Source organism: Methylobacterium goesingense, assembly GCF_022179225.1.
Lineage (GTDB): Bacteria > Pseudomonadota > Alphaproteobacteria > Rhizobiales > Beijerinckiaceae > Methylobacterium > Methylobacterium goesingense.
Genome location: NZ_BPQL01000069.1, coordinates 1 through 24,980, shown reverse-complemented (window position 1 = coordinate 24,980; position 24,980 = coordinate 1). Strand labels below are relative to the sequence as shown.

The 24,980-nt window shown below is 70.7% G+C and carries 26 protein-coding genes; 9 read left to right on the top strand and 17 right to left on the bottom strand.

Annotation, left to right across the window (positions count from 1 at the left end; genetic code table 11):
* Positions 1-58: 58 nt before the first annotated feature.
* The 3 genes from MFF30_RS13425 to flhA are packed head-to-tail and all read right to left on the bottom strand — an operon-like array spanning position 59 to position 3,316.
* Positions 59-460, bottom strand: a complete 402-nt coding sequence (locus MFF30_RS13425) for a hypothetical protein (protein ID WP_238279924.1) — start codon at positions 458-460, stop codon at positions 59-61.
* Between the two features lie 4 nt (positions 461-464).
* Positions 465-1,238: a flagellar biosynthesis protein FliR gene (fliR, locus tag MFF30_RS13420; RefSeq protein ID WP_238279923.1), complete on the bottom strand. Its 774-nt coding sequence runs from the start codon at positions 1,236-1,238 to the stop codon at positions 465-467.
* The gene (gene flhA / locus MFF30_RS13415) at positions 1,235-3,316 is read right to left on the bottom strand and encodes a flagellar biosynthesis protein FlhA (RefSeq protein WP_238279922.1); all 2,082 of its coding nucleotides are present in this window, start codon (positions 3,314-3,316) and stop codon (positions 1,235-1,237) included. The genes fliR and flhA overlap by 4 nt, the downstream gene beginning before the upstream one ends.
* A 241-nt stretch (positions 3,317-3,557) precedes the next feature.
* On the opposite strand from flhA, the gene MFF30_RS13410 reads away from it, so the two are divergent.
* The 5 genes from MFF30_RS13410 (at position 3,558) to MFF30_RS13390 (ending at position 6,852) form a co-directional block, all read left to right on the top strand.
* Positions 3,558-3,809 carry a hypothetical protein gene (locus tag MFF30_RS13410; protein ID WP_238279921.1) on the top strand — a complete coding sequence of 84 codons (252 nt, stop codon included), beginning with the start codon at positions 3,558-3,560 and terminating at the stop codon, positions 3,807-3,809.
* A gap of 115 nt (positions 3,810-3,924) precedes the next feature.
* Entirely contained in the window at positions 3,925-4,194 is a 270-nt protein-coding gene (locus tag MFF30_RS13405) for a hypothetical protein (protein ID WP_238279920.1), read from the top strand.
* A gap of 147 nt (positions 4,195-4,341) precedes the next feature.
* A complete protein-coding gene (locus MFF30_RS13400; protein ID WP_238279994.1) occupies positions 4,342-5,043 on the top strand; it encodes a 5-oxoprolinase subunit B family protein in 702 nt (233 codons plus the stop codon).
* Positions 5,043-6,056: a 5-oxoprolinase subunit C family protein gene (locus MFF30_RS13395; RefSeq protein WP_238279919.1), complete on the top strand. Its 1,014-nt coding sequence runs from the start codon at positions 5,043-5,045 to the stop codon at positions 6,054-6,056. Before MFF30_RS13400 ends, MFF30_RS13395 begins: the two co-directional genes overlap by 1 nt.
* Before the next feature lie 25 nt (positions 6,057-6,081).
* Positions 6,082-6,852: a 5-oxoprolinase subunit PxpA gene (locus MFF30_RS13390; protein WP_238279918.1), complete on the top strand. Its 771-nt coding sequence runs from the start codon at positions 6,082-6,084 to the stop codon at positions 6,850-6,852.
* Here MFF30_RS13390 and MFF30_RS13385 read toward each other — a convergent pair.
* The 11 genes from MFF30_RS13385 to MFF30_RS13335 all read right to left on the bottom strand — a co-directional run bounded on the left by MFF30_RS13385 (position 6,839) and on the right by MFF30_RS13335 (position 16,143).
* The gene (locus tag MFF30_RS13385) at positions 6,839-7,105 is read right to left on the bottom strand and encodes a flagellar biosynthetic protein FliQ (RefSeq protein WP_238279917.1); all 267 of its coding nucleotides are present in this window, start codon (positions 7,103-7,105) and stop codon (positions 6,839-6,841) included. The two genes, MFF30_RS13390 and MFF30_RS13385, sit on opposite strands and share 14 nt — an antisense overlap.
* Before the next feature lie 55 nt (positions 7,106-7,160).
* Positions 7,161-7,580: a flagellar hook assembly protein FlgD gene (gene flgD / locus MFF30_RS13380; protein ID WP_238279916.1), complete on the bottom strand. Its 420-nt coding sequence runs from the start codon at positions 7,578-7,580 to the stop codon at positions 7,161-7,163.
* A gap of 82 nt (positions 7,581-7,662) precedes the next feature.
* Positions 7,663-8,064 carry a flagellar biosynthesis repressor FlbT gene (locus MFF30_RS13375; RefSeq protein ID WP_238279993.1) on the bottom strand — a complete coding sequence of 134 codons (402 nt, stop codon included), beginning with the start codon at positions 8,062-8,064 and terminating at the stop codon, positions 7,663-7,665.
* Between the two features lie 44 nt (positions 8,065-8,108).
* Positions 8,109-8,456, bottom strand: a complete 348-nt coding sequence (flaF, locus tag MFF30_RS13370; RefSeq protein ID WP_238279915.1) for a flagellar biosynthesis regulator FlaF — start codon at positions 8,454-8,456, stop codon at positions 8,109-8,111.
* A gap of 113 nt (positions 8,457-8,569) precedes the next feature.
* On the bottom strand, positions 8,570-9,616 hold the full coding sequence (locus MFF30_RS13365) for a flagellar hook-associated family protein (RefSeq protein WP_238279914.1): 1,047 nt from the start codon (positions 9,614-9,616) through the stop codon (positions 8,570-8,572).
* A 5-nt stretch (positions 9,617-9,621) separates the two neighbouring features.
* Positions 9,622-11,094, bottom strand: a complete 1,473-nt coding sequence (gene flgK / locus MFF30_RS13360; protein ID WP_238279913.1) for a flagellar hook-associated protein FlgK — start codon at positions 11,092-11,094, stop codon at positions 9,622-9,624.
* A gap of 100 nt (positions 11,095-11,194) precedes the next feature.
* On the bottom strand, positions 11,195-12,442 hold the full coding sequence (locus tag MFF30_RS13355) for a flagellar hook protein FlgE (protein WP_238279912.1): 1,248 nt from the start codon (positions 12,440-12,442) through the stop codon (positions 11,195-11,197).
* Positions 12,443-12,582: 140 nt separating this feature from the next.
* The gene (fliI, locus tag MFF30_RS13350; RefSeq protein WP_238279911.1) at positions 12,583-13,929 is read right to left on the bottom strand and encodes a flagellar protein export ATPase FliI; all 1,347 of its coding nucleotides are present in this window, start codon (positions 13,927-13,929) and stop codon (positions 12,583-12,585) included.
* Between the two features lie 4 nt (positions 13,930-13,933).
* Positions 13,934-14,659 (bottom strand): flagellar basal-body rod protein FlgF, encoded by a 726-nt coding sequence (gene flgF, locus MFF30_RS13345; RefSeq protein WP_238279910.1) that lies wholly within the window; start codon positions 14,657-14,659, stop codon positions 13,934-13,936.
* 4 nt (positions 14,660-14,663) lie between these two features.
* Complete coding sequence (locus MFF30_RS13340) at positions 14,664-15,440, bottom strand: DUF1217 domain-containing protein (protein WP_238279909.1); 777 nt, start codon at positions 15,438-15,440, stop codon at positions 14,664-14,666.
* A gap of 160 nt (positions 15,441-15,600) precedes the next feature.
* Entirely contained in the window at positions 15,601-16,143 is a 543-nt protein-coding gene (locus tag MFF30_RS13335; protein WP_238279908.1) for a hypothetical protein, read from the bottom strand.
* A 138-nt stretch (positions 16,144-16,281) separates the two neighbouring features.
* Between MFF30_RS13335 and MFF30_RS13330 the strand changes: the two genes are divergently transcribed.
* Entirely contained in the window at positions 16,282-16,575 is a 294-nt protein-coding gene (locus tag MFF30_RS13330) for a PilZ domain-containing protein (RefSeq protein ID WP_238279907.1), read from the top strand.
* Between the two features lie 301 nt (positions 16,576-16,876).
* The gene (locus tag MFF30_RS13325; RefSeq protein WP_238279906.1) at positions 16,877-18,265 is read left to right on the top strand and encodes a flagellin N-terminal helical domain-containing protein; all 1,389 of its coding nucleotides are present in this window, start codon (positions 16,877-16,879) and stop codon (positions 18,263-18,265) included.
* A 112-nt stretch (positions 18,266-18,377) separates the two neighbouring features.
* Here MFF30_RS13325 and MFF30_RS13320 read toward each other — a convergent pair whose 3' ends face one another.
* The 3 genes from MFF30_RS13320 to MFF30_RS13310 form a co-directional block, all read right to left on the bottom strand.
* Complete coding sequence (locus MFF30_RS13320) at positions 18,378-19,052, bottom strand: response regulator transcription factor (protein ID WP_238279905.1); 675 nt, start codon at positions 19,050-19,052, stop codon at positions 18,378-18,380.
* Positions 19,053-19,378: 326 nt separating this feature from the next.
* A complete protein-coding gene (locus tag MFF30_RS13315) occupies positions 19,379-21,586 on the bottom strand; it encodes an FUSC family protein (protein WP_238279904.1) in 2,208 nt (735 codons plus the stop codon).
* Positions 21,587-21,787: 201 nt separating this feature from the next.
* Positions 21,788-22,159: a hypothetical protein gene (locus MFF30_RS13310; protein WP_238279903.1), complete on the bottom strand. Its 372-nt coding sequence runs from the start codon at positions 22,157-22,159 to the stop codon at positions 21,788-21,790.
* Between the two features lie 370 nt (positions 22,160-22,529).
* Between MFF30_RS13310 and MFF30_RS13305 the strand changes: the two genes are divergently transcribed.
* A complete protein-coding gene (locus tag MFF30_RS13305; protein WP_306424577.1) occupies positions 22,530-23,315 on the top strand; it encodes a PRC-barrel domain-containing protein in 786 nt (261 codons plus the stop codon).
* Positions 23,312-24,664: an MFS transporter gene (locus tag MFF30_RS13300; RefSeq protein ID WP_238279902.1), complete on the top strand. Its 1,353-nt coding sequence runs from the start codon at positions 23,312-23,314 to the stop codon at positions 24,662-24,664. The genes MFF30_RS13305 and MFF30_RS13300 overlap by 4 nt, the downstream gene beginning before the upstream one ends.
* Positions 24,665-24,980: the final 316 nt, after the last annotated feature.

Sequence of the window (24,980 nt, the reverse complement as noted above, 5' to 3'; positions counted from 1 at the left end):
CGACAGGGATAGGCGCCGTGGCTTTCGGCAGGCTTGCGCCGGCATCCAGCGCAACCCGTCAGTCCCGCGGCGTCCCGGCCCGCGCGACCATCAGGTCGAGCTGTTCCAGCATATCGGCCTGCTCGCGCTCGTGGGCGCGCAGCCGGACGAGGCTCTCGGTCTGGCGCTCGGCCCGCTTCTCGGCCAGGCCCCGGGCGCGGACGGTCTCGGACTGCTGGGCGGCGGTGGCGGCGAGATCCGTCGCCTCGCCGGCGAGCGCCCGCAGACGGCGCGCCGCGGCATCGAGGAAGAGGCCGTGCATGGTCTCGCCGGCCAGCGTGGCCAGCATGGCGGCCCGGTCGGCCTCCACCTTGGCGGCCTTGCCCCGGGTCTCGGCGAGGTCGCGCTCGGCGATGCCTCGCATCTGTTCCTGGACCTTGAGGAGGCGCTGGGCACGGATCAGCCGGAGGCGCGTGGTCATCGGCTCAGCCCCGGCGCAGGTAGTCGAAGTAACCCATCACGAACTGCATCATGAACTCGTTGGTGATGGCGTAGAGCAGCAGCAGGCCCCCGGCCATGATGAACGGCGTGGCGATGAAGTAGACCGGGATCTGCGGAACGAGCTTGTTGATGAAACCGGCCGCGAGGTTCACCGCGACCGCGTAGATGAGGAAGGGCGAGGTGATGCGCAGTCCCAGCACGAAGGCGGTCGTGACCTGATCGACGATGCGCACCAGGGCGGCCTGCGAGCCGATGCCCTCGCCGGGGGGGATGCGGCTGTAGGAATCGATCAGCCCCCGGAACAGCTCCCAGTGCAGGTCGGCGGCGAACAGCAGGGCGGCGGCCGCCATCATGATCATCGCCTCGACGGCCGGCACCGGGTCCATGCCCTCGGCCACCGAGCCCGGCATTCCGCCGAAGCCCACCATGGTGACGGCGGCGTTCACCACCGTTTCCAGAACCACGTAGAAGATCCGCCCGAGGAAGCCGAGGACGAGGCCCGTCAGGCTCTCGGTGACGATCCAGGCGAGGGTCGCGCCGGGGTCCTGGGCCGAGAGCTTGCCCTGGAACAGAGGCAGCAGCAGGGGGCTGAGAGCCAGCGAGACCGCCAGCGAGATGAGGAGGCGGACCTGGGCCGGCACGCGGGGGCTGGAGAAGCCCGGAACGATGAGGAGGCAGGCACCGACGCGGCAGAAGATCAGGAAGACGCCGAGGAAGCTTTCCGGACCCAGGAGACCCGAGGCGACCAGCGCGGTCACGAGATCGTCCCGAGGGAGCGGATCTCGACCCCGCGGGCGATCTCGAGGTGCGAGAGCACGGCCAGCGTCGGGTAGAGCCGCTCGATGATCATGCGCACGTAGGGGCGGGCATCCGGCGCGGTGACGAGGGCGAAGCTGCGGGTCTCGCGCATCTGCTTGCGGATGGCCTCCGAGGCCTCGGTGCCGAACTGCTCCACGAGGCGCGGGTCGATGTCGAACTCGATGACCTCGCCCTTGCCGTCGCGCTTCAGGCTCTGGTGGAAGGAGAGGTCCCAGGCGCTTCCCAAGCGCAGCACCGCGAGCACGCCGTTCTCGGCCAGATCCCCGCAGATCTGCTGGGCGATGCGCATGCGGACATGCTCGGCGATCTGCTCGGCCCGGCGTGCATGCGGCGTGATCTCGGCCACCGCCTCCAGGATGAGGTGCAGGTTGCGGATCGAGACCCGCTCGGAGAGCAGGAGCTTGAGGACCGCCTGGAGGCCCGAATAGGAAATCTGCGACGGGCAGATCTCGTCGAGCAGGCGCTTGTACTCCGGGTCGAGGCGGTCGAGCAGGTTACGCATGTCCTTGTAGGACAGCAGCGTCGGCAGGTTGTTGCGGATGACCTCCGAGAGGTGGGTCAGCAGCACGGAGGAGCCGTCGATGGGCTCGAAGCCGCCGCGCCGCACCTCGCCCGCATAGGCGTCGAGCACCCAGCGCGCCTTCATGCCGAAGGCGGGCTCGCGGACCTCGTCGCTCGGCACGTCCGGCACCGGGCCGTCGCCCACCACCACGAGGAGTTCGCCTGGCCGCAATTCCTGGGTCGCCACAACGGTACCGTGGATGAGGATCTGGTAGCATTTCGGCGGCACGGCGAGGCTGTCGGTCAGCTTGATGTCCGGCACCACGAAGCCGTACTGGCGCGCGAACTTGCGGCGCATCTTGGCGACCCGGTGCGACAGCTCGGATTGCGTGCCCTGGAGCTGCGCCGAGACCTGGCGCCCGAGGCAGAGTTCGATCTCCGGCGTCTTGAGCGACTCCTTGACGGATTCGCGCACCGCGACCTGCTTCTTCTCCTCGTCGGCCACCGCCTTGGCGTCGACGATGGCCTTCTGCGCCGCGATCTTCTTCGGGATCGCGTAGGCGGTGAAGGCCATCAGCCCGGAGAGCACCATGAAGGGCACGAAGGGCAGGCCCGGCACCAGGGCGAACATGAACATGAGGGCCGCGGCCACCGACAGGGCGCGCGGATAGGCGCCGAGCTGGCCCATCACCGCCTGCTCGGCGGTGCCGCGCGTACCGCCCTTCGAGACGAGGAGGCCGGCGGCCAGCGAGACGATCAGGGCCGGGATCTGCGAGACGAGACCGTCGCCGACGGAGAGCTTCGTGAACACCTCCGCCGCCTGGCCGAGCGGCATGCCGTGGCGGGTGGTGCCGATGATGATGCCGCCGAACACGTTGACGGCGATGGTGATCAGCGAAGCGATGGCCTCGCCGCGCACGAACTTCGAGGCGCCGTCCATGGAGCCGAAGAAGGCGCTCTCCTCCTCCAGTTCGCGGCGGCGGGATTGCGCCTCCTTGTCGTCGATCAGCCCGGCATTGAGATCGGCGTCGATCGCCATCTGCTTGCCGGGGATCGCGTCGAGGGTGAAGCGCGCGCCGACCTCGGCGATGCGGGTGGCGCCCTTGGTGATGACGAGGAAGTTCACCGTGATCAGGATCAGGAAGACCACGATCCCGATGACGAAATCGCCGCTCATCACGAATTGCGAGAAGCCCTGGATGACGTGGCCGGCCGCCGAGACGCCGTGCTGACCGTTGGCCAGGATCAGCCGGGTGGTGGCGATGCCGAGCGCCAGGCGCAGCAGGGTCGCGATGAGGAGGACGGTGGGAAAGGCCGAGAATTCGAGCGGCTTCTTGATCCAGAGCGCCACCATCAGGATCAGCACCGACAGGGCGATCGAGAAGGCGAGCCCGATGTCGAGCAGGATCGCCGGCACCGGCAGGAACAGGATCGCCAGGATGGCGACGATGCCCGCCGCGAACCCGATGTCCCGCTGGGACCGGCGCTCTCCCGCGATCGCTTCGCTTGCCGCCATGGCGGATGCTCAACCCCCGTGTCTGGAACGGGGGCTTGTCGCGCCCCAAGCTTGCGCGAGGGTCGCCTGCCCGGCCGGCGGCGGGGGCCCCGCCGACCGCCGCGCCACGGGATTGGCCGCATCCGGCCGGCGAATGGGACGCTCGGACAAGCCGAATGGACCCTTGGGCATTGCCATGACCTTGTCGGTGTCTGACGCAATCTTTAGGAAATACGACCACACGCGCCGATGTAAAAACACAATGACGATTTCGATGCAGGGTCCGATGTTCGAATTTCGCCTTCAGATCCGCTCGGCCCATGCCATGATCTGGCAGGCGCCGGAAGCACTCGAGACCTCGTTGCTTGCAGAAGCCATGCAAATTGCAGATCGGCTCGCCAAAGCCTGCCGCCGCACCGCGGCCTCAAGCTGTAACGCGACGCGAAGCTGGGTGGTCGAGATCTTCGACGAAACCAACGGAATTTCTTATCAGGCCCCCGTCTGCGGCGCCTGACCTGTGGCCTTCGGAGGTCGAAGCGCGTGAAATGCTCGACTTCATGCGTCGGGAAGCGTCACTTGGGCGTTAAAAGATGATTCCGTCATTCTGATTCGAAAGCACCTGCCGACCCATGCTTCTCCTTCGCTCCACCGTCCTCGTCCTCGGCGTCGTCCTCGTGCCCGCTGCGGCGGCAGCCCAGCCGACCCCGATGCGCGAACTCCTCAAGCTGTCCTGCACCGGCGATTACCTGGAGCATTGCAGCATGCATGCGCCGGGCGGCCCGGAGGTGGAGGCCTGCTTCCGGCAGAACATCCGCAAGCTCTCGCGCCCCTGCGCCCAGGCGATCAACGCCTATCAGCGCGAGAAGAAGCGGAACCGGCAGGTCTCGGGCACACATTGAACTCACGCGCCGCACCGCATCGGGGACTCGTCAGCTCGCCCGTGCTGTGAAACGCTGCCGCTCGCGCCGGCTCGGGGTTTCGGCGCCGGGAGGCTCGAGGGCGTGGCCGTGCAGGGTCGAAGCGAGGCGGGCATCGAACCGGTGCGCATGCGCGACGCGGGGGAAACGGCCCTGGTGGTCGAGTTCGGAGCCAGGGTCGATCCGGACCTGAACGCGCGCGTGCTGGCCCTCGACGCCGCCCTCGCGGAGGCGGCCGTTCCGGGCCTGCGCGAAACGGTGCCGACCTACCGCTCCCTGATGATCCACTACGATCCCCTGGTGCTCGACCGGGCCGATCTCTGTCGCCTCGTCGAGGCGGGCATCGCCGGGCCTCGCCCCCGGGCGGGAAGCGGGCGCCGCTGGACCCTGCCCTGCTGCTACGACCCGGATCTTGCCGAGGACATCGGGGCGGTGGCCGACTGGGCCGGCCTGTCCCCGGCGGAGATCGCGGACCTGCACGCGCAAGCGGAGTACCGGGTCTACATGTACGGCTTCGCACCGGGCTTCGCCTATCTGGGCGGCCTGCCGGATGCGCTCGCCATCGGCCGGCGCGCCTCGCCGCGCCCGCCCCACCCGGCCAACGCGATCCTGATCGGCGGCGGACTGGCGGCGGTCGCCACCGTGCCGATGCCCACGGGCTGGTACATGGTCGGGCGAACGCCCGAGCGGCTCTTCACGACGACGCGGACCGAGAATTTCCTCATCGAGCCCGGCGACGTCCTGCGCTTCGCGGCCATCGACGCGGCGACCTTCGCCGAACTCGACGCGCGGGCCGCACGCGGCGACATCATCGCCCGCCGGGAGGATTGATGGGCTGCCGGACCCGCATCCGCATCCTATCGGCCGGCGCCGGCAGCACCCTGCAGGATGGCGGCCGCCACGGCTACCTGCGCTACGGCATCACGCCGGCCGGCCCGATGGACCCCCTCGCGCTGGCCTGCGCGAACCGGGCGCTGGACAACCCGCCCGGCGCTACCGCCATCGAGGTTTCGCTGGGCGGAATGTCCCTGACGGTCGAGGGCGAACCGGTCGATGTGGCGCTGGCGGGGGGCGCACCCCGCATCGACCTCGACGGGCGCACCCTGCCCTGCCCCATCGGCCTGACCCTGCGCCCGGGCGAGCGCCTCGGCATCCGGGCTGGCGAGGCCGGCGTCTGGACCAGCCTCGCGGTGGCGGGCCAGATCGACGTGGCGCCGGTCCTCGGCTCCACCGCCACGCACACCCGGTCCCGTCTCGGCGGCCTCGACGGGCGCGGCCTCCGGGCCGGGGATGTCCTGCCGGTGCTGGAACCGCGCGCCGTCATCGGCGAGGCCGCGCAGCTCGACCTGCCCGTCCTCCATCGGCCGCCGGACACGATCCGGATCGTGCTCGGCCCCCAGGACGATCACTTCGCCGAGGGCGCCATCGCGGCCTTCCTGGCCGGCCCCTGGCGGGTGGGCGCGCGCGGCGACCGCATGGCCTGCTTCCTCGAAGGCCCGACCATCCAGGCCCGGACCCACGACATCGTCTCGGACGGGATCGCCATGGGGGCGATCCAGGTGCCGGGCTCGGGCCAGCCCCTCGTGCTGATGGCCGACCGCCAGCCCACCGGCGGCTACCCCAAGATCGCGACCGTGATCGGCGCCGATCTCGGCCGGCTCGCCCAGGCCCGGCCCGGGACGGTCCTGCGCTTCGCCGCGGTCGAGCTGGCCGAGGCCGTGGCCGCGCGCCGGGCGGAAGTCGCCGCCCTGCTCCCGGCCGTGACGCGCCGGCCCGTCCTGCGCACGCGCTTCACCTCGGAATTCCTGCTCGGCACCAACCTCATCGACGGCGTCTTCGGGTAGGATCGCCGGGAGTCAAGGAGACGCGATGCCGACCATCGACCTGAACGCCGACCTCGGCGAAGGCTTCGGCGCCTATCGCTGCGGCGACGACGCGGCCATGCTCGCCATCGTCACCTCGGCCAACGTCGCCTGCGGGTTCCATGCGGGGGACCCCGAGATCATGGCCGAGACTTTCGCGCTGGCCCGGTCCCGCGGCGTCGCGGTCGGCGCGCATCCGGGCTACGCGGATCTGCCCGGGTTCGGGCGGCGGCCGATGCCGGTGACGGCGGCGGAGATCGAGCGGCAGGTCGCCTATCAGGTCGGTGCCGCGCAGGGTCTCGCCGCCCTGGCCGGGCACCGTCTCGGCTACGTCAAGGCGCACGGCGCGCTCGCCAACCGGGCGGCGGCGGAGCGCGATGCGGCCGATGCCGTCGCCCGCGCCGTCAGGGCCGTCGATCCCACGCTGGGGCTCCTCGCCATCGCCCGCACGCAGCAGGTCGCGGCGGGAGAGGCGGCGGGTCTCGCCGTCCACGCGGAGATCTTCGCCGATCGCGGCTACGACGAGAACGGTCAGCTGATCCCGCGCGGACAGGCGGGCGCGCTCGTCACGGAGCCGGAGGCGGCCGCCGAACGGGTGCTGGCGATGGTGCGCGCCGGCGCCATCGTGACGGCGGCGGGCACGCATCTGCCGACGCGCATCGATTCGGTCTGCGTGCACGGCGACAGCGCGCACGCCATCGCGATGGCCCGAACGGTGCGGGCGCGCCTCGAAGAAGCCGGGATCGCCTTGCGCGGATTCGCCCTCAGAACCCCGTGACGATGCGCCCGTAGGTGGCCTCGGCGAAGGTGTAGATCTGCGCCCCGATGAACGAGCTGGTAACGAGCAGCACCAGCAGGATGACCACGATCTTGGGCACGAAGGTGAGCGTCACCTCCTGGATCTGGGTCAACGCCTGGAGCAGCGCCACCGCGATGCCGACCAGCATGGCGGCACCGATGGCGGGGCCAGCGGCGACGATCACGGTCCAGATCGCGGCGCGCACGAGTTCGAGGGCGTCGACCTCGTTCATCCGGGGCGGCCTTGTCCTGAGGGTCTGGGATCGCGGGTCTAACCCGGCCGGCCTGTCACTGCGACAGCGAAATGCCTTCGGTGAGCAGCACGTCCGCGCCGGAGGTGAGGCGGGCGAGCGCGCCCTCGCTGGTGATCTTCACGGATTGGACCTCACCGGTGACGGTGCCGTCGGCGGAGGTGACGGTGCGGCCGATGATCTGGTCGGCCTGGGAGAGGAAGCTCGAGGAGAGCAGCGAATCGAGCTTGGCGTTCGTCTTGGTCGCCTGCTCCACCTGCGAGAAGGTCGCGAGCTCGCTCACGTAGGCCGTGGAATCCATCGGCTTCGTCGGATCCTGGTTCTTCAGCTGCGTCATCAGCAGGGTGAGGAAGGTGTCCGCGTTCAACTTGGCGGCCACGCCCGTCGCGGACTTGGTCGCGGCGGCGGTGCTGGCCGTCTGGGATGTGGCCGTGCTGGTGACACTGGCGACGCTCATCGCGGGCTTCCTCGTGTGGCGGCCCTCGGGCCTGGAATGGACTCTCGGACCGCCCATAGACCCGTGGGCGGGAAGGCGACCCTCAGGCCGGAGGTGACGGGGCCTGCGGACCGGCCGCCGGCGCCGCCTCGATCCCCGGCGACGCCGCCAGGAGGGCCGCCTCCGCCGGGTAGAGCCCGCGGATCAGCTTGAGAGCCTCGATGAGCCGGCCACCCTCGACGAGCGGGCCGGCGGCGGTGACACCCGCGCGGATGTCCGGATCCACCACGGCCGCCAGGATTCCGGCCTGAAGGGTGCGGAACAGCGCGCGCGCCCGCTCGGCGTTGCCGGGCTCGATCAGGATCGTCTGAGCCGCGAAGTAGAGCTGGCGCAGGGGCGTCGTCGCCGCCTCCGCCTGCAGCACGTGGGTCTCGAGGAGGAAGCTGGCGTCGTTCAGAAGCTCCAGCGAGACCTTCCGGTCGACCCGCAGGACCGCGCCGTTCATGTAGACGCGCTCGCCGGCGCGCAGCGAGAGGCGCAGGGGTCGGCTCACCGCAGGCCGTCCCGGATGGCGGTGTTCACCGTGATCAGGGCGGAGAGATCCCGCTGCGGCGTCGCGATCACGGCGTTGGCCTCGTGCATGCTCCACAGGCCGATCGAGACGAGGTCCGCGCGCAGGTCCGGCGGCAGGCCGTTCTCTTCGCTCTGGAGGTCGTCGATCAGCACGCCCCAGAGGCTCTGCAGGAAGCCCGCCGCCGTGGCGCGGTCGGTCTGCTCGGCATCGGGCCGGTCCGCCAGCCGGAGGAGGTCGAGGGCCCGGTCGAAGGCCACGCGCTCGCGCTCGCGCGCGATGGCGGGCGCCTCCTCCAGGATCTCGGCGTAGGAAAACTGGTACATGGGGTCCTGTCCCGTGTGTCCGGGGCCCGCCGCGCGCCGGGGCGCGGGTTCGAGCCGGAGATCCGAGGGGCCGGCGGAGGCGTCCGCCGGATGATGCGTGCGGCCGAGCCGCGTCAGATGTAGGCCACGAGGCTGAGCTGGCGCAGCTGCGCGGTGAGGGCGTAGGAGATCTGGACCTGGGTCGAGAGGCGGTCGACGCGGGTCTTGGCCTCGGCCGTGTCCACCCCCTCCATCTGCCCGATCTGGTTCGCGAACAGGCTCTTCTGCGCGTCCAACCGGGTATTGGCGGCGGTGATCGCCGCCTGCGAGCGGCCGAGATCCGCCTGCAGCGTGACCAGTCCCCCGCTCGCCTCGCTCAAACCCTTGGCGACCCTGTCGCCGAGGACGGCCTGGGCCGCCGCCGAGAGGTTCGTCGCCCCGAGATCCGAGGCCATCACGTAGGCCATGGCGAGCTTGCGGAAGGCCGGCGCGTTCGCGCTGGCCGAACTCTGCACCGTCTCGGTCAGGGAGATCTGGCTGGTGAGCGGAGCGGCGCCCGCACCGGACCAGTCGGCGGCCCAGGAGGCATCGTCGAACAGGTTCTGGAACGGTCCATCGAGGAAGGCCGAGAGGGCATCCGCCGTGATCGCGCCGGCGCCGGCGCTCTCCTGCGTCACCCCGAAGGCGGCCAGGAAGGCGGCGTCGACGGCCGCCTTGGCGGGTGAAGCCGGGCTTGCCGTGTAGGCCGTCATCGGCGCGCTCCCCGTGTTGGTGCCGCCGAACACGAACTGGCCGTCGACCGAGGTGTTGAGGAGGCTGGTGAGCCCGGCGAGCTGGTTCGCGGCCATCGCCTTCAGAGCGCCGGCCCGCTTGTCCTCCGGCAAGCCCGTGAAGGTCTTGAGCGCGGTGTCGGCGGTCTCCTGCATCTGTTTCAAGGCGGCCTGGCTGGTGCTCAGGCGAAGGGCGGTGCCGGCATTGCCGTCGCGCAGGGCCGAGAGCTCGGCCGATTTCTGGCGCAGGCCCACGGTGAACCCGGCGCGGCTGCCGAGCGCCAGCCCCACATCCGCGAAGCGCCCGGTCACGAGTTCCTCGTTGCCGCGCGCGATGTCAGCCTGCATGCGGGCGACCCCGGTGCGGGGCGCGCTCCAGAAGCTTAGGGTGGAGAGGGCGTTGGTCCGCATGGCGTCTATCGCACCGCATCCATCAGGGTTTTGAGGAGGTCGTTGATCACCGTCAGCAGCTTGGCCGAGGCGGTGTAGGACCGTTCGAGCTGGAGGGTCATGGCCGTCTCGTCGTCGGTGTTGACGCCCGTCGCGTTCGAGTAGGCGTCCGAGGCCCGCGCGAGGAGGGTCGACTGGTAGTCGGAGTTCGTAGTCGCGGCCTGACGCTTGGCCGAGAGCCATCCGGTCGAGGCGGTCGCGAAGTCCTGCAGGGAGCTGCGGGTGCCGAGGTCCGACGATGCGTCGAAGGGGCGGTCCGCCCCCAGGGCGGCGGCCAGGGCGCGCAGGCGGTCGGGGTAGGCCGCATTCGTCGCGGGGTTGGGGTTTGACCGGTAGGCGGTCCCGGCGATGCCGCCGTCGCGCAGGAGGCTGACGTTCCCGCCCTGCTGCGGATCGACGGCCGCGTTCACCCGGATCCGGGCGGCGAGCCCGAGCTGGTTGGCCGTGGTGCCGTTGGGGACGGGGCCGCCCGGACCGGCCGTGAACAGGCCCGCCGCCCGCACCGGGTTCCCGAGGGCATCGGTCCCGGTCTCCGCGAAGGCGTCGATCAGGCCGTTGGCGATGCCGTCGAGCTGAGCCTCGTAGCGGGTCGCGACGCCGTCACGCAGTTCGGCGAGGCCGGCGATACGCCCCGAATGCACCGGCATCGGCGAGGTCGCGCCGGTCACCGGCACCCCGTCCACGGTGACGGCCGCGCCGATGGTGCCGGCCGAGAAGGTGGTGGTGGGCGTGAAGGACACGCGGCGCGGGCTGCGTTCGAACAGCGGCACGCCGCTGTCGGTGTAGATGGCGACGTCGTTGCCCGCGCGGGTCACCGTGGTGATCCCGATCTCCTGCGACAGGCCCGCGAGGATGCGGTCGCGGTCGTCCAAGGCATCGGTGACGTCGGCGCCGGAGCCCGTGCCATTGGTGACGAGGCGGTTGGCGGCGTCGAACTGAGTCAGGAGGTCGTTGATCCGCGCCACCGAGTCGGCGAGGCCCGCATCGGCCTGGGCCCGGACGGACTGGACCGCCGTGGCGCCGGCGGCGAGGCTGGAGGCCAGATCGCGGGCCCGGTCCACGGCGGTGCGGGCGAGCGCCGCGTCGTCGGGCTTGTTGGCCGCCATCAGCAGGGCGGCGTTGAGGGCCCCGAGGCGGGCAGCCGGCGAGGTCCCGTCATCGGTGTCGCCGATGGTCCCCTTCAGGGTGGTGAGGCCGTCGAGCACCGCCTCGCTGGCCGCCACCGAGGAGGTCGCGGACAGCTTGCGGTCGAACAGCGCGCTGTCGGTGGCGCGCTGGATCGAGACGGCGCTGCCGCCGCTGGTCGCCACGAGGTTGGCGATCTTGCGGGTATAGAACGGGTCGCTGGCCCCGGCGGTGTTGCGGGCCGCGAGCGCGACCTGCGCGGAGGTCGCGATGAGGGACGATCGGGCGGAGTTGAGGGCGAGGGAGAGGCCCATCGGGTGTGTCCTGGGGAGCGAGCGTGCGAGCGGCGCGGCCCACCGCCCCTTGGGGCGACGGGCAAAGGTGCGGGCACCGCGCCTGCGCGCGGCCGCCCGGTCAGCGCTTGAGGTTCATCAGGGTATCGAGGAGCTCGTTGCCGGTCATGAAGACCTTCGAGTTCGCGGTGTAGACGGTCTGCGCCTCGATCATCGTGGTCAGCTCGGAGCTGACATCCACGTTGGAGGCTTCCAGGGCGCCGGCCTTCAGCGAGCCCAGGCTGCCGGTGCTGGCGAACCCGATCTGGATATCGCCGGACTCGTTGTTGGTGCGGAAGACGTTACCGGCCCGCGGCTCCAGGTTGTCGGGGCTCTTCACGTCGGCGAGCGGCACCTTGAAGGCGGCCAGGCGCGTCCCGTCCGCGTAGGTGGCGTAGACGGTCCCATCCCCGCTGAACTCGGTCCCGGTCACGGCCGAGGGGGCCTTGCCGTTGGCGGTTCCCTTCAGGTCGTAGCTACCGGCGAACTGCGTCGCGCCGCTGAGATCGAGGGCGAAGGTCTCGCCACCCGGAATGGTGAAGCTCGTCTTGGCCGCGGTGGCGGCGGCTCCGCTGAGCTTGCCGTCGGCGCCGAACGCGAGCGTCACGGCCGGGCTGGTGAGCTGGGTGCCGTCGGGCGCGAAGATGCTGGCGCTCCAGGTGTTCGCGGCCACCACCGGCGCGGTGGCGGAAGCCGGCACCTTGGCGAGATAGACGTCGAGGGTGACGCTCTTGCCGAGCTTGTCGAAGGTGACGATGGAGGACTTCTTCGAGTAGTTCGTCGGCGAGAGCGCGCCGGCGAGGTCCGCCGTATCCGCCGACAGGTTGCCCGAGATCGACCCGGCGGTGGAGGGCGTGGCGCGCATGCTGAGGCCGGAGGTGTTCACCGGCACCATGCCCTGGATGCCGTTGAGCGTCGGATTCGCCTCGCCGTCGAGGATGTTGAAGCCCATCAGGGTGAAGCCGCCCGAATTAACGAGGTTGCCCGTGGGGCCATCCACCACGAAGTTGCCGGCGCGGGTCAGGAGCGGCGCCTTGTTCTCGTCCTGCACGACGAAGAAGCCCTTGCCCTGGATGGCGAGGTCGGTCTTCGAGGTCGTCGAGCTGATCGAGCCGCCCTCGTTGATGGCGCGCCGGATCGTGGTCTCCACGGCACCGGAATTGTAGCTCGTGCCGGTGTTGTTCTCGATGAGCAGCGAGGAGAACTCGGCCGAGGTGCGCTTGTAGCCGGTGGTGCTCGAATTCTGCACGTTCTCCGCCACGGTGGAGATGCGGTTGGACTGCGCGTTCATGCCGGAGACGCCGGTGCGCAGGACACTGATGAGACTCATGACGTCACCTTCGAGGAATGGCGCGCGGCGCGGCGCGGGATCTTGACGAGCACTAAAGAAAGATAGGCTTGCGCGGGGCTTGGCCCGGCGCACCGGAGGGGTCGGAACCCGGATTCGGGAGGCGTTCGCATGGGTGCGCCTCAGGTCCGAAGGGATTGGGCGAGTTCCAGGAACGCGTCCCGGCTCGCCGCCATGCCGGGTTCCTGGCGCAGGGCCTCGTAGATGCGCGGCACCAGGAGGATGGCTTGGTCGAGCTCGGCATCCTCGCCGGCCCGGTAGCCGCCCATCAGGCGCAGGTCCCGGGTCTCCTCGAAGCGGGCCATCATGGCCTTGAGGCGGCGCACGAGTTCGCGCTGCTCGGGCGTCCAGACCTCGGTGGCGAGGCGCGAGATCGAGCCGAGGAGGTGCACCGCCGGGTAGCGGCCCTGCTCGGCGATGGCGCGGTCGAGGACCACGTGCCCGTCGAGGGTGCCGCGGATGGAATCGGCCACCGGATCGTTGTGATCGTCGCCGTCGACGAGCACCGAGAACACCCCCGTGATAGTGCCGCCCCCGTGGGGGCCGGTACCCGTGCCGTCGAGCCCCGGCCCGGCCCGCTCCAGCAGGCGCGGCAGGTCCGAGAACACGCTCGGGGGGTATCCCCGGGCCACCGCCGGCTCGCCGGCCGCCAGCGCCACGTCGCGGGCGGCATGGGCGTAGCGGGTCACGGAATCGACGATGAGGAGGACGGATTCCCCGGCATCCCGGAAGGATTCGGCGATCGCCATCGCCATCTTCGGTGCCTGGCGCCGCATCATCGGGCTCTCGTCGCCGGTGGAGACGACGACGACGGCGCGCGCCAGGTTGGGCGCCATCGCGCCCTCAAGAAACTCGCGGACCTCGCGCCCGCGCTCGCCCACCAGGGCCACCACGACGCTGTCGAAGCCGGTGGCGGCCGCCAGCATCGCCAGCAGGGTCGACTTGCCGACGCCGGAGCCCGCGAAGATGCCGATGCGTTGGCCGAGACAGAGCGGGGTGAACAGGTCGAGGGCGCGCACGCCGGTGCGCAGGGGCTTCGTCACCCGCGCGCGCTCCATGGCGGCGGGCGGCGCCGCATCGAGGGGCACGGCGCGCTGGCCCGGCACGAGGGCGCCCAGCCCGTCGATGGGACGCCCGAGGGCATCGATGACCCGGCCCTTCCAGCTCGGGTCCGGGCGCAGGGTCGGATCGCCGAGGCGATAGGCGCGGGTGCCGATCCCGGCCTCGATCCGGCTGTCGAACGGCTTCACGGTGACGCCGGCCGCATCCACGCGCACGACCTCGCCGATCTGCTCGCGGCCACCGCCCACGAAGCCCATGCGGTCGCCCAGGGTCATGAAGGGCGCGACGCCCGCGACGCGGGCCGCGCTGGCGGTGACTTCCTGGATCGGGCCGCCGATGCGCACCAGGGGCAGCGCCTCGCGGGCCGCCGCCAGGGCGGCGCCGAGGCGGTGGAGGGCGTCCGTCATCGCCTCAACCCTGCGGACTGAGGGAGCGGACCGCCCCGGTAAACGAGGTCTCGGTCTCGGAGACCAGCGACGCCGCGCTCTCGAAAGCGCGCTGGATGTTGATGAGCTTCGTCATCTCCATGACGGGATTGACGTTGGCGCCCTCGATGTAGCCCTGCACCATGCCGACGCGGGTGAAGTCCTGCACCGGGACGGCGGCCAGACTGCTGGTGACGCCGTTCGGCTCGGCGCGGGTGAGCGTGCTCTTGGGATCGAGGGCGAAGAGCCCGATGGAGCCGACCTGGTTGACGCCTTGCGCCACGCTGCCGTCGCGCCCGATCGTCGGAGGGCCGGCCTGGGGGTCGAGAAGGATCGGCGCACCGCCCGGATCGAGCATGGCTTGCCCGGTGATGCTGCGCAGCTGACCCAGCGCATCCATCTTCATTCGGCCGTCGCGGGTGTAGACGGGGCCGTTGGCCCCGCGCACGGCGAACCAAGCATCGCCCTGCACGGCGACGTCGAGGGGGGCGTCGGTCTTGATCGTCGGCCCCGCCCGCTGCGAGATGTAGGTGTCGCCGGACGAGGTGAAGGCGACGGCGCCCTTGCTGGCCTGGGCCAGGAGCGCGGTGAACTTCGTGTCCTCCGCCCGGTATCCGCTGGTGGAGAGGTTGGCGACGTTGTTGGCGACGGCGTTCAGGCGCTTTTCCATGGCGACCTGCGCCGAGAGCGCCACGTAGAGTGCGTTCTGCATCGCGTCAGGTCCCCGACCGGATGCGCTGCAGGCTCAGCAGCAGGCTCGCGTCGAGGCCCTGTGAGGAGGAATCCGCGAACAGGTTGAGGACCGGCGCCGAGGTGGCGTTGTTCTGCGCGTCCCAGATGGCGGTGAAGCGCTGCACGAAGCGCTCCAGCTTGTCCGGATCCTTGAAGCTCGCGAAGTCCACGCGGCTCTCGATGATCGCCGCCTGCCGCGCGATCCCGTCCGAGGAGGCGACGTCGGGCAGGCCCAGCACGGTCTTGACCACCTGTGACAGGGCCTGGTCGGCCAGCACCCCGTAGCCCGAGGACACGGTGGGCGCCTGCCGCGCGAAGTAGAGGGCGAGGCGCACGCCGGTATCGTCGCTGCCCGCGTCGGTCTCGAGGCTCTGGCGCAGGTAGGCGCTCGTGGTGTCTGTGGTGGCGGCGGCCAGGGTGGTGGTGCCGGCGCCGTAGGTCTTGAAATCGAAGGCCTTGGCGAAGGCGACGTAACGATCGTCGGCCAGGCGGTTGGCGAAAGCGGCCCGATCGCTCACGCCCTCGGTGAGGACCTTGCGCATGAAGGCCTTGGCGTAGGTCATGTCCTCCAGGCCGTAGGCCTTCATCGCGTAGGCGTAGAGGCGCCGGTCGCCGAGGAAGTCGTCGATGGATTTCACGTCGCCGATCTTGGCCTTGTAGTAGGCGGTCTCGCGCGCGACGTCGGGCTGGGCCGCCTTCCGGGCCAGGGAGGCCGTCATGTCCCGGGCGATCAGCCGGTAGCTCGTGAAGGTGCTCGTCATGGGCGGGAGCGTCCTGGCCGGGCACGGGTGCGCGGAAAATCTCGGAGCATCGGCCGCGCCCTCGGTAACGATGGCTGGCGCGCGCGCGCAGGTCTCGGCGCCACCAGCGCGGCGCTGGGCTTGCACTGCGAAGGCGCCCGGGCGAGGCGTTCCATCCGAGTCAAAGCGGGGTCGGCCCGATGATGGTCTCGGAGGTGATCACCACCCAGCCCGCCCCCGTGGCGCGGATGGACAGGATGCGCCCGGCCCCCGGCAGGACGGCGCCGGGCACCACCTGGCGCAGGCCCTCGGGTCCGTCCACGAAGGCGGTCCCGCCGCTGACGCGGCGCAGGACATAGCCGCGCGCGCCCGGCGCCGGCTCCGGGCGCTCCGGGGCCGCGCGCGCGCCATCGGGAAGCGAACCGGTGGTGGTCGGGTCGAGGTCGAGGGCCGCTTCGCGCACGGGAGCGGCGTTCCGCCTCCAGGCGAAACCGCCCCCGAGAGCCGGCAGGAAGGGCTGGACCGAGTAGGTGTTCGTGGCGCCCGTGATGGAGTAGGCGGCGAAGCTCCCCGAGACCAGCGCCAGCCCGACGCAAACGCCGACGGCCGCCCGCTCGAGAGTGGCGGCCCGGGCGCGCCGCAGCAGCTCGGCCCCCGTCGAAGGACGGACATGGCCGGGCCGCAGGGCGGGCGCCGTCGTTCGCGAGGGGAGGGATCGGTTCATGAGGGTCGCTGGAGGGTCGACGGCGTTCCGCGCAACACTCCGGCAATATGGTTAGCGAATGGTTAAGGTCCGTTCGATCGACAGTCCGGAGCCGCGCTGTTAAGTCCGTTTCGGCGTGTGGCACCGGACGGATCGACGATGGCGGATTGGCAGGAGGCGGTGTCCCGCGGGGATCGGCCCCTGCGCAGCCCGACGCCGAAGCGTCACCGCGTGATGCAGCAGGGGCGCATCGTCCTCGGACCCGAGAGCCTGCTCGCCTGCATCGTGCGCGACCTGTCACCCGTGGGCGCGAGCCTTCGCCTGCCGCGCCCGAGGCCGCTGCCACCGGAATTCGATCTCATCATCGCCGGCCACGAGATTCGCACCCTGTCCGTGCGCCTGCGCTGGCAGCGCGCCGACTTCGCGGGCGTGACGTTCCTGGCCCGGGACTGATCCGGTCGCATCCGGATACAGGCGGCCGCAGGCCGCCCTTAAGTTCCTGCTAAGTCGGGCCGTGCATAGTCGGTCCATCGGTGAGACGGCGACCCGAAAGGGTTGAACGCCTTCGAAGCCACCGCAGTGGATAGGTTTCGTGGACCTATAGACATGATGTCGTCCCACTGCTCCGGTGAAAACCCGGGATGTAGACAGCATTACGCAAAATAAATCCGATCCTCAGATCGGATTTGAGCGCTCTGCTGCGCGGTCATACACACGAATTCCTTGTAATTCCTGTCAACCGGACATCCTCGCAATGACCAGCCTGCTGACCAACAACGCCGCAATGACGGCGCTGACGACCCTCAAGAGCATCAACACCCAGCTCGACATGACGAGCAACCGGGTCTCGACCGGCCAGCGGGTCTCCAGCGCCGCCGACAACGCCGCCTATTGGTCGATCGCCACCACGGTGCGGACCGACAACGCCTCGCTCTCCGCCGTCAAGGATTCGCTGGGCCTCGGCTCCTCGGCCGTCGACACGACCTATAACGGCCTGAACAGCATCATCACCGATCTGCAGAACATGCGCGCCAAGCTGCAGACCGCCCTGCAGCCGGGCGTGGACCGTGCCAAGGTCCAGACCGAGATCACCGCCATCCAGAGCAAGATGAAGGCGACGGCGGATTCGTCGGTGTCGAGCGGCCAGAACTGGCTCTCGGTGGATTCCTCGGCCGCCAACACTGCCTACCAGGCGACGCAGAGCGTGATCGCGGGCTTCTCGCGCTCCACCGCCGGCGCGATCACCTACTCGCGGATCAACGTCGAGGTCTCCAACATCAAGCTCTATGACGTGAACGCCGCCAGCGCGAGCGTGCCCGCCACGGAGGCCCAGGTCGCCGGCTCGACCTCGCTGACCGGCACCTCGGCCTTCACGGCCGGCACCGCCGACTTCTCCGCCGCCAGCGCCAAGCAGGTGAACTTCACGATCAACCTGAACGGCAGCAAGACGCAGAACATCAAGCTCGACGCCACCACCCTCGGCGCGGCGGTCAAGGACCTCGCCAAGGTCACCACCGACGAGGTCCTGAGCGCGATCAACAACCAGATCGCGGCCTCCACCGGCGCCAACAGCGTCAAGGGCCTGGTCGCCGCCAGCCTCGACACGCAGGGCCGCATCGTCCTGAAGACCACCACGGCCGCCGCCGCCAGCACGATCAACGTCGACGTCGTCGCCGCGACGGGCGGCAATGCGCTGGTGGATATCGGCTTCGGCACCACCGCCGGCCTCGCCGTCGTAGCCGGCAAGGGCACGGATGCGGGCACGTCGAACGCCAAGGGCATCCTGGACACCGTGGACGGCACCACCAGCCAGTCGATCAACTCGATCAACATCTCGGCCCTCTCCGGCACCACCGGCGACGCCACCCTGGCAACCCTGATCTCGCAGGTGGACAAGGCCATCTCGAGCGTCACCAACGCGGGCACGAAGCTCGGCGCCAACAAGACCCAGATCGACGGCCAGAAGACCTTCGTCGACACCCTGATGAAGGCCAACGACCGGACCATCGGCATCCTGGTGGACGCCGACGTGGAGGAGGAGTCGACCAAGCTGAAGGCCCTCCAGACCCAGCAGCAGCTGGCCGTCCAGGCCCTCAGCATCGCCAACGGCGCCTCCGCGAACGTGCTCTCGCTGTTCCGTTAAGCCGAACGGCCGCCCCCGGAGGTTCCGGGGGCGGCGCGACGAGGAAAAGGCCACGCCCCCGCGAGGGAGCGTGGCCTTTTTCGCATTCCGGGTCGGACGGGAAAGGGGCGGATCAGCCGACGAAGGTGTAGCCGGCCAGGCGCTTGGCCTCGATCGGATCGTAGCCGAGGCGCAGGCGCAGCTTCTTGCGCAGCTTGCTGATGTGGCCCTCGACCACGCTCTCCTCGACGTCGCTGCCGTGCTCCGCATAGACCGCGTTGAAGATCTGTGCGCGGCTGAGGGGACGCCCGCGATGGCTGGCGAAGAACTCCAGGATGTGGCGCTCGCGACGCGGCAGGTTCAGGCTGACCCCGTCGATCTCGGGGTCGCGTCCGTCCGCGAAGACCTTGAGGCGACCATTGCGGTCCTGGGCGGCCGGGGCCTGGGCCTCGCCGCGTATGCCGCGCCGGCGGATCGCCTCGGCCCGGGCCAGGATCTCGCGGACATGGACCGGACGGCGCACCACGTCGTCGATGCCGGCGGTGAATAGGTCGAGGGTCTGCTCCAGGGAGCGGGTCTCGTTGAGGGCGATGATGGGCGCCTGGGACAGGCTGCGGATCGCGGCGGTGCGGCCGGCACGGTCGTCGCACTCGCCGAGAACGATGCCCTGGACCGTATCGGTCGGGTGGCCGGCGAGCCAGGCCAGGAATTCCTCGGCTCTCAGGCTTCGCGCGGGAACGTCCTGCGCTCCGAAACCCGCCAGGTATTCGGCGGCAACTGACTGCCTTTCATCGACAACGATATACATTCCAGCGCCCCGCCGAAAACGAACGTTATCGCAACCCCGTCGGACCATCACCTTGAACGCGGAGCGACTTCGTTGTCCGCCCTTGGCATCCAGGTTTTTACTTGATGATGACTTCGCGGCGCCGCCCCTTTTAGGGGTCTGATCACCGCCGTCCGCCGATTTGCGTTGACAACCTTTCTTTAACGAAATGGTTAATTTTGCATTAAGTGATCGGGTATCCTGTGATCCCAGGTCGGCCCGAAGGGCATCCGGACTGCCGAATCTTCCCGAGGGCACGGCTCTGTGGCAGACGCGTCACGGTATCGACCCCGGCACCTGGCGCGGTCTCAGGCGCCCGCAGGTCGCGATCCGCCGGGCTTCAAAGTCTCGGCGAGGAGTTCGACCTGGCCGACGAGACGGCGAAGACCGTCGCTGCGGGGTGCGTCAGGCATCCCCCGCGGCGTTCCCTCGCCGCCGAGGCTCGCCAGGGTGGCGGCGATCCAGTCGCTCCAGGCGGCCAGGGCTTCCGGCTCCGCCGTCTCGGCGGAATAGCGCAGGGCCGTGAGCCGGGCCGAAATCCGCCGCAGGGTGGCGTCGGCGACCATCGCCATCTCCACCTGAGGGTGACGTCCCGCGCGGGGCTGCTGCAGGGCGCGAGCCAGGGCCGCCTCGAGGTCGTTCAGGGCGAGTCCGGCAGCGCGGGCGGCCTGGGCGCGGGCCCCCGAGGCTTCGGCTTCGGCCCCCGTGCCGAGCACCGCACGGGCGAAGGCGGCATGCGCCCGCACGGCCTTGCGCAGTTCGAGTCGGACCTGGTCGGGCTCCCAGATCGGCCAGAGCACGAGGGCGCTGCCCACCGCGATGAGGCCACCGAGGAGGGTGAGGAGAGCCCGCATGCCCGCCACCTCCCAGGACCCGTGGCCGGGTTCCACCACCTCGACGAGGAGCACCACGAGGGGGGTCAGGCAAGCGATGAAGACGCCGTAGCTGACCTGACGCGCGGCAAAGCCGATGATGCTTAACGGAAAAACCAGGGCCGCCAGGGCCAGGGGCGAAGTGGCGAAGCTTGCCAGAACGGCGCCGATCAGACCGCCGAGCACCGTGCCGCCGATCCGCTCCAGGGCGCGCTGCCACGTGGCGGCGTAGAAGGGCTGCATCGTCAGCACCACCGTCATGGTGAGCCAGTGGGCGAAGGGGCCCGCCCAGACCAGGGTGGCCCAGAGGGCGGGGGCCGCGACCACGGTCGCCCGCACGGCGTGGCGCAGGTTGGCGGATGCGAAGGTGAAATTGGTGCCGAGCGGCCCGAGGAGCCGGGTCCCGAGGGGCAGGCTTGCCCGGCCGAGCAGGGCGCCGCCGGGCCAGTAGCCGTCCGGTGTCGAGAGCTTGGCGCCGATGCGGACGCGGTCGAGGATGCGGGTGGCGAGATCGTGCAGCCCGCGGTCATGGGCGAGGCGGCGGGTGCCCCGGTCGATCGCCCGCTCCAGGCGAGCGAGGTCGATGGCGCTGTCGTCGCGGATGGCCCGGGCGATGACGCCCAGCAGCGGCCGGAGCCGGCGCAGGAAGCGGCGCGCCATCCGGCGCCGGCGCGGGTCGGGCTCGCCCTCGACGAGATCCGACAGGGCGATGAGGGCGGCGAAGATCTGCTCCGCCGCCTCCAGGCGGATCAGGGCCTGGGCGGTGCGGTCGGAGATGCGCTCGCGGCTGCGGGCGAGGTCGACGATGACGGTCCGCGCCTGCTCGATCGCCTCGCGCACGCCCCGGCGGTGGGCGCGGGCGTGCCGGTCGAAGGCCTGGCGCTCGAAGGTCTGGCGATCGAAGATCTGGCGGGCGCCCCCTCCGGCGTTCCGCGTCTCGGGCTTCTCCGGCCAGGCCAGGGAGGCGAGGTCCTCGAGGTCGTCGCAGAGGCGGGTCAGGCGGCGCCAGACCTCGGCCACCGCGCGGTGCGTCGGGCGATAGGGATGGAGGCGCCAGAGCAGCAGCGCCAGCAGCGTCGCCCACAATCCACCGGCGGCGAAGACCAGCCCGGCCACCAGGGCCTGATCGGGCGTGAGCGGCCGGTCGAGGGCAAAGCACAGGACGAGGACGAGGACATTGCCGGCGGCCTGCGCCTGCACGCCCCAGACCCGCGCATAGGTGCAGCCGAAGATGACGATCCCGGCGAGCGGCACCACGGGGACCGGCCCGAGGGGCTGCATCAGGCCGAACAGCCCCCAGATCACGCCCCCCAGCAGCGAGAAGACCGTGAGCACGAGGAGGCGCGAGCGCATCGGCCCGCCCGCATCGGCGAAGCACGCGAGGTTCGCGGCGAGCGCCACGGTGAGCAGCGGCGGCCAGGGCAGCCATTCGTGCAGCAGGATGACGAGGCCGAAGGCCAGCGCCGCCCGCACCCCGTCGACGAGGCTGAGGCCGCGCGGATCGAGGCCGATCGGCAGGCGCGTGAGGTCCTGCCCCGGATTGGCCAGGGTGCCGCGGCCGCGCAGGAACGCCGCGGCGCGCGCCCTTCGGCGCGGGCCGGTCGCGGGGTGGGATTTGCCGGAGATGGGTGGGGTCGCGGGCACGCGCAGGCTCCACGGAACGTCAGGTCCCGTCCGCACGGGCGGCGGGCCCCCTTCCGCGGGACCGATCTGTAGGACCGTTGCGGGCGCACCGGAACCACCGCACCGGCACGGGAGCCCTGCATCCGGCGGCCGTCCGCGCCCGGGGGCGCGTCAGCCCCAGCAGCGGATCAGACCTTGCCGTCGGTCAGGACTTGCCCCCGATCAGAACTTGCCGCCGAGGCCGACGCCGCCGCCCTGGCTCATCTGGGGCCCGAGGCCGCCGGAGCTCGAACGGCTCGTGGTCTCGCCCTCGATGTCCTCCCGGCGGATGCGCCGCTCCTCGTTCGCCGCCGCGCGGGTCTGGCCGCCGGCACTGCTGGGCAGATTCAGGCGGCGGGTCGGCGTGGTCTGGGCCTCGCCGCCATCCGCATCGGCACGGGCACCGCGCCGGGGCGCCTGGGCGGTGCCGCGCATCGAGGGCGGCGGTCCGACCTCCGTCTCGGGCATCACGCCACCGCCGCCGCCGAAGGCCTGGCAGCCCCCGAGGGCGGCGGCAACGAGCGCCGCGGCGCAGACTTTGGACGGAAGCGACATCGGATCTGGTCCTCAAGCAAGACAATAGTGCCCCCGGGGGCACCCTACGCATCATTCTGCCTCTCTACGACGCGGTTTGGGCGAAAACCAGACGGGCCACCGCGCACCGGACATTGCGGCCCCGCTTCGACTGGTGCCAGAGTGGCGCCGGTGGAGCGGAGCCGGCCCGGCGGCGGTCCGTTTCTTGCCCGGCGCGCGGGCATTCCCGATTTTTCGGGAACCGGGCGCCGCGACGATCCACACCGTATCCGCTCATCCACAACTTCGCCTTGGTCCCCGCGCAATGAGGCCGGCGCCGCCCTCGGGTGGAACCCGACGCTCAAGCCACGATTGTGCGAGACCGGGCCGACGCATACCTCGGGGAACGCGCGTGTTCAGAACTGTCCGGATGATCGCCACCGCGACGATCACCCTGTGGGCCGCAGCTGCGGCCGCCCAAAGCCCGGCAACGCCCGGGAAGGAACCGGTCTCTGCCGGGGGCGACGTCACGACGGGTTCGCCCGGCACGCCTCCGCCCCCCGCCGCGCCGCCGCAACCCGCGCACGCGGCACCGGCACCGGCACCGGCACAGCCAGCATCGGCGCAGCCGGCCGCTCCGCCCGCATCCGCGCCCCCGGCGGGCGCCACGGGCACGCCCGCCACCGTGCTCGACACGCAGGATTACGACGGCGTGCTCGGCAAGGCCGTGCGCAGCTCCACCGGCGAGGATATGGGCCGGATCATCGACATCATCCTCGACAAGGACGGCCGTCCGCGCGCCGCCATCATCGATTTCGGCGGCTTCCTCGGCGTGGGCTCGCGCAAGATCGCGGTGGACTGGCGGGCGATGCGCTTCACCTCGGACGGCAAGCCGAGCCGGCTGGTGCTGCAGCTCAGCCGCAACCAGGTCCGCGTCTCCCCCGAGTACAAGCCCGGTGAACCCATCGTGGTCCTCGGCCCCGCGAGCCCGGCGACGCCCGCCGAGGGCGAGCAGGCCGCCGCCCCCGTCCAGGGGCCGCCCGCGCCTGCACCCTCTTCCGCGCCTGCACCCGCTTCGCAGCCTGCCCCGGCTTCCGCGCCCGCCGCCGTGACGATGCCGACCCCGGGCGCCGCCTCGGCCCCGACCACCCCCGAGAAGGCGCCGGACAAGCCGGCCGAGAAGTCGCCGGATCGATGACGGCTCCGCGTCCGAAGAACCGCCGGGCCCTCAAGCCCCGCGAGACGCCGCGTCCGGATTTCCGGCCGCGTCCGCTCCCCCGTCGCGACGCCCTCACGGACGACGCCCCGGCCGCGACGGCAGTGGAGGCTCCGGGCGACATGAAGGTGATTTCTCGGGCGAGTACCCGCGGCCTCGATGGCTTCGCGTTCTTCGTGGCCAACCTGCAGACCGGCTTCGGGCCGTTCCTGGCGGTCTACTTCACCCAGGCCAAGTGGACGCAGTCCGATATCGGCTTCGCGCTCACCGTGGGCAGCCTCGTCAGCCTGTTGGGCCAGGTGCCGGGCGGCGCTTTCGTGGACGCCGTCCGCTCGCGCCGCTTCGCCGCGGGCTTCTCGGTGGTCGCCATCGCGCTGAGCGCCTTCGCGCTGGCCATGTGGCCGAACTTTCTCGTCGTGCTGCTGGCCATGGCAGCGCATTCCGCCGCGAGTTGCATCCTCACGCCGGCCATCGCGGCGATCAGCATCGGCCTCGTCGGCCATGCGCGGGCGGGCGAGCGCCTCGGGCGCAACGCCAGCTTCTCCGCGCTCGGCAACGCGGTCGCAGCCGCCGGCATGGGCGCCTGCGGCTACTACCTTTCCAACGACGCGGTCTTCTACCTGACGGCGGCCCTCATGGTGCCGACGCTGATCGCGCTGTCCTGGATCCGCCCCGGGGAGATCGACGGACCGCCTCGCGCCAAGGTCGCCACCGACGCGCCGGCCGCGCGCGGCGACAACGGCCTGCGTGCGCTCCTCACCAACCGCGCCCTGCTCTGCTTCGGCGCCTGCATGACGCTGTTCTTCCTCGCCAACGCGGCGATGCTGCCGCTGGTGGGCAGCATGCTCACCCTGCGGGCGAGCGAGACCGCCACGGCGCTGATCGCGGCCTGTATCGTGGTGCCGCAGGTGGTTCTGGCCCTGTCGGCCCCGGCTGTCGGACGCGCCGCCGAGCGCTGGGGCCGGCGCCCGCTCCTCCTCATCGGCTTCCTCGCACTGCCGATCCGCGGCCTGCTCTTCGCCTACGTGGACAGCCCCGAGCTTCTCGTGGCCGTCCAGGTCTTCGACGGAGTCTCGGCGGCGGTGTTCGGCGTGATGGTGCCCCTCGTGGTCTCGGATGCCACCCGCAAGACGGGCCATTTCAACCTGGCGCTGGGCGCCGTCGGAACGGCCATGGGCATCGGTGCCGCGCTCTCGACGTCGCTGGCCGGTGTCATGGCCGACCGTCTGGGCAGCCACACGGCTTTCCTGGGGCTCGCCATCGTGGGATTCGCGGCCTTCGCCCTGGTGGCGTTGATCATGCCGGAGACGCGCCCCGACACCGAGGCGTGAACGGGAAAAGCATGGGGGCGGCATCGAATTCGCTTGCCGCTCAAGCGGGGTTCAGGTTCCTGCACTAGAACGGGCAGGCTCCACCCGACACTGCAACGCTTGTCTCCTTTTCGCGTTGCGCGTTAGGGGGGCTCAAGTTCCCGTGTGTGACACACGCGGGAAACCGGGGTCCGCGAGGACGCTTTAAACAAGGGTACGTCCCCCCGTCATCGGGTGGATGCTCGAAACCGGGATGGTCACCGCGATGGAAGACCTCTGCGTTTATGCCGATCGGCCGTTCGCCTTCGTGGGACGCTACCTGCGCCGACGCGCCCTG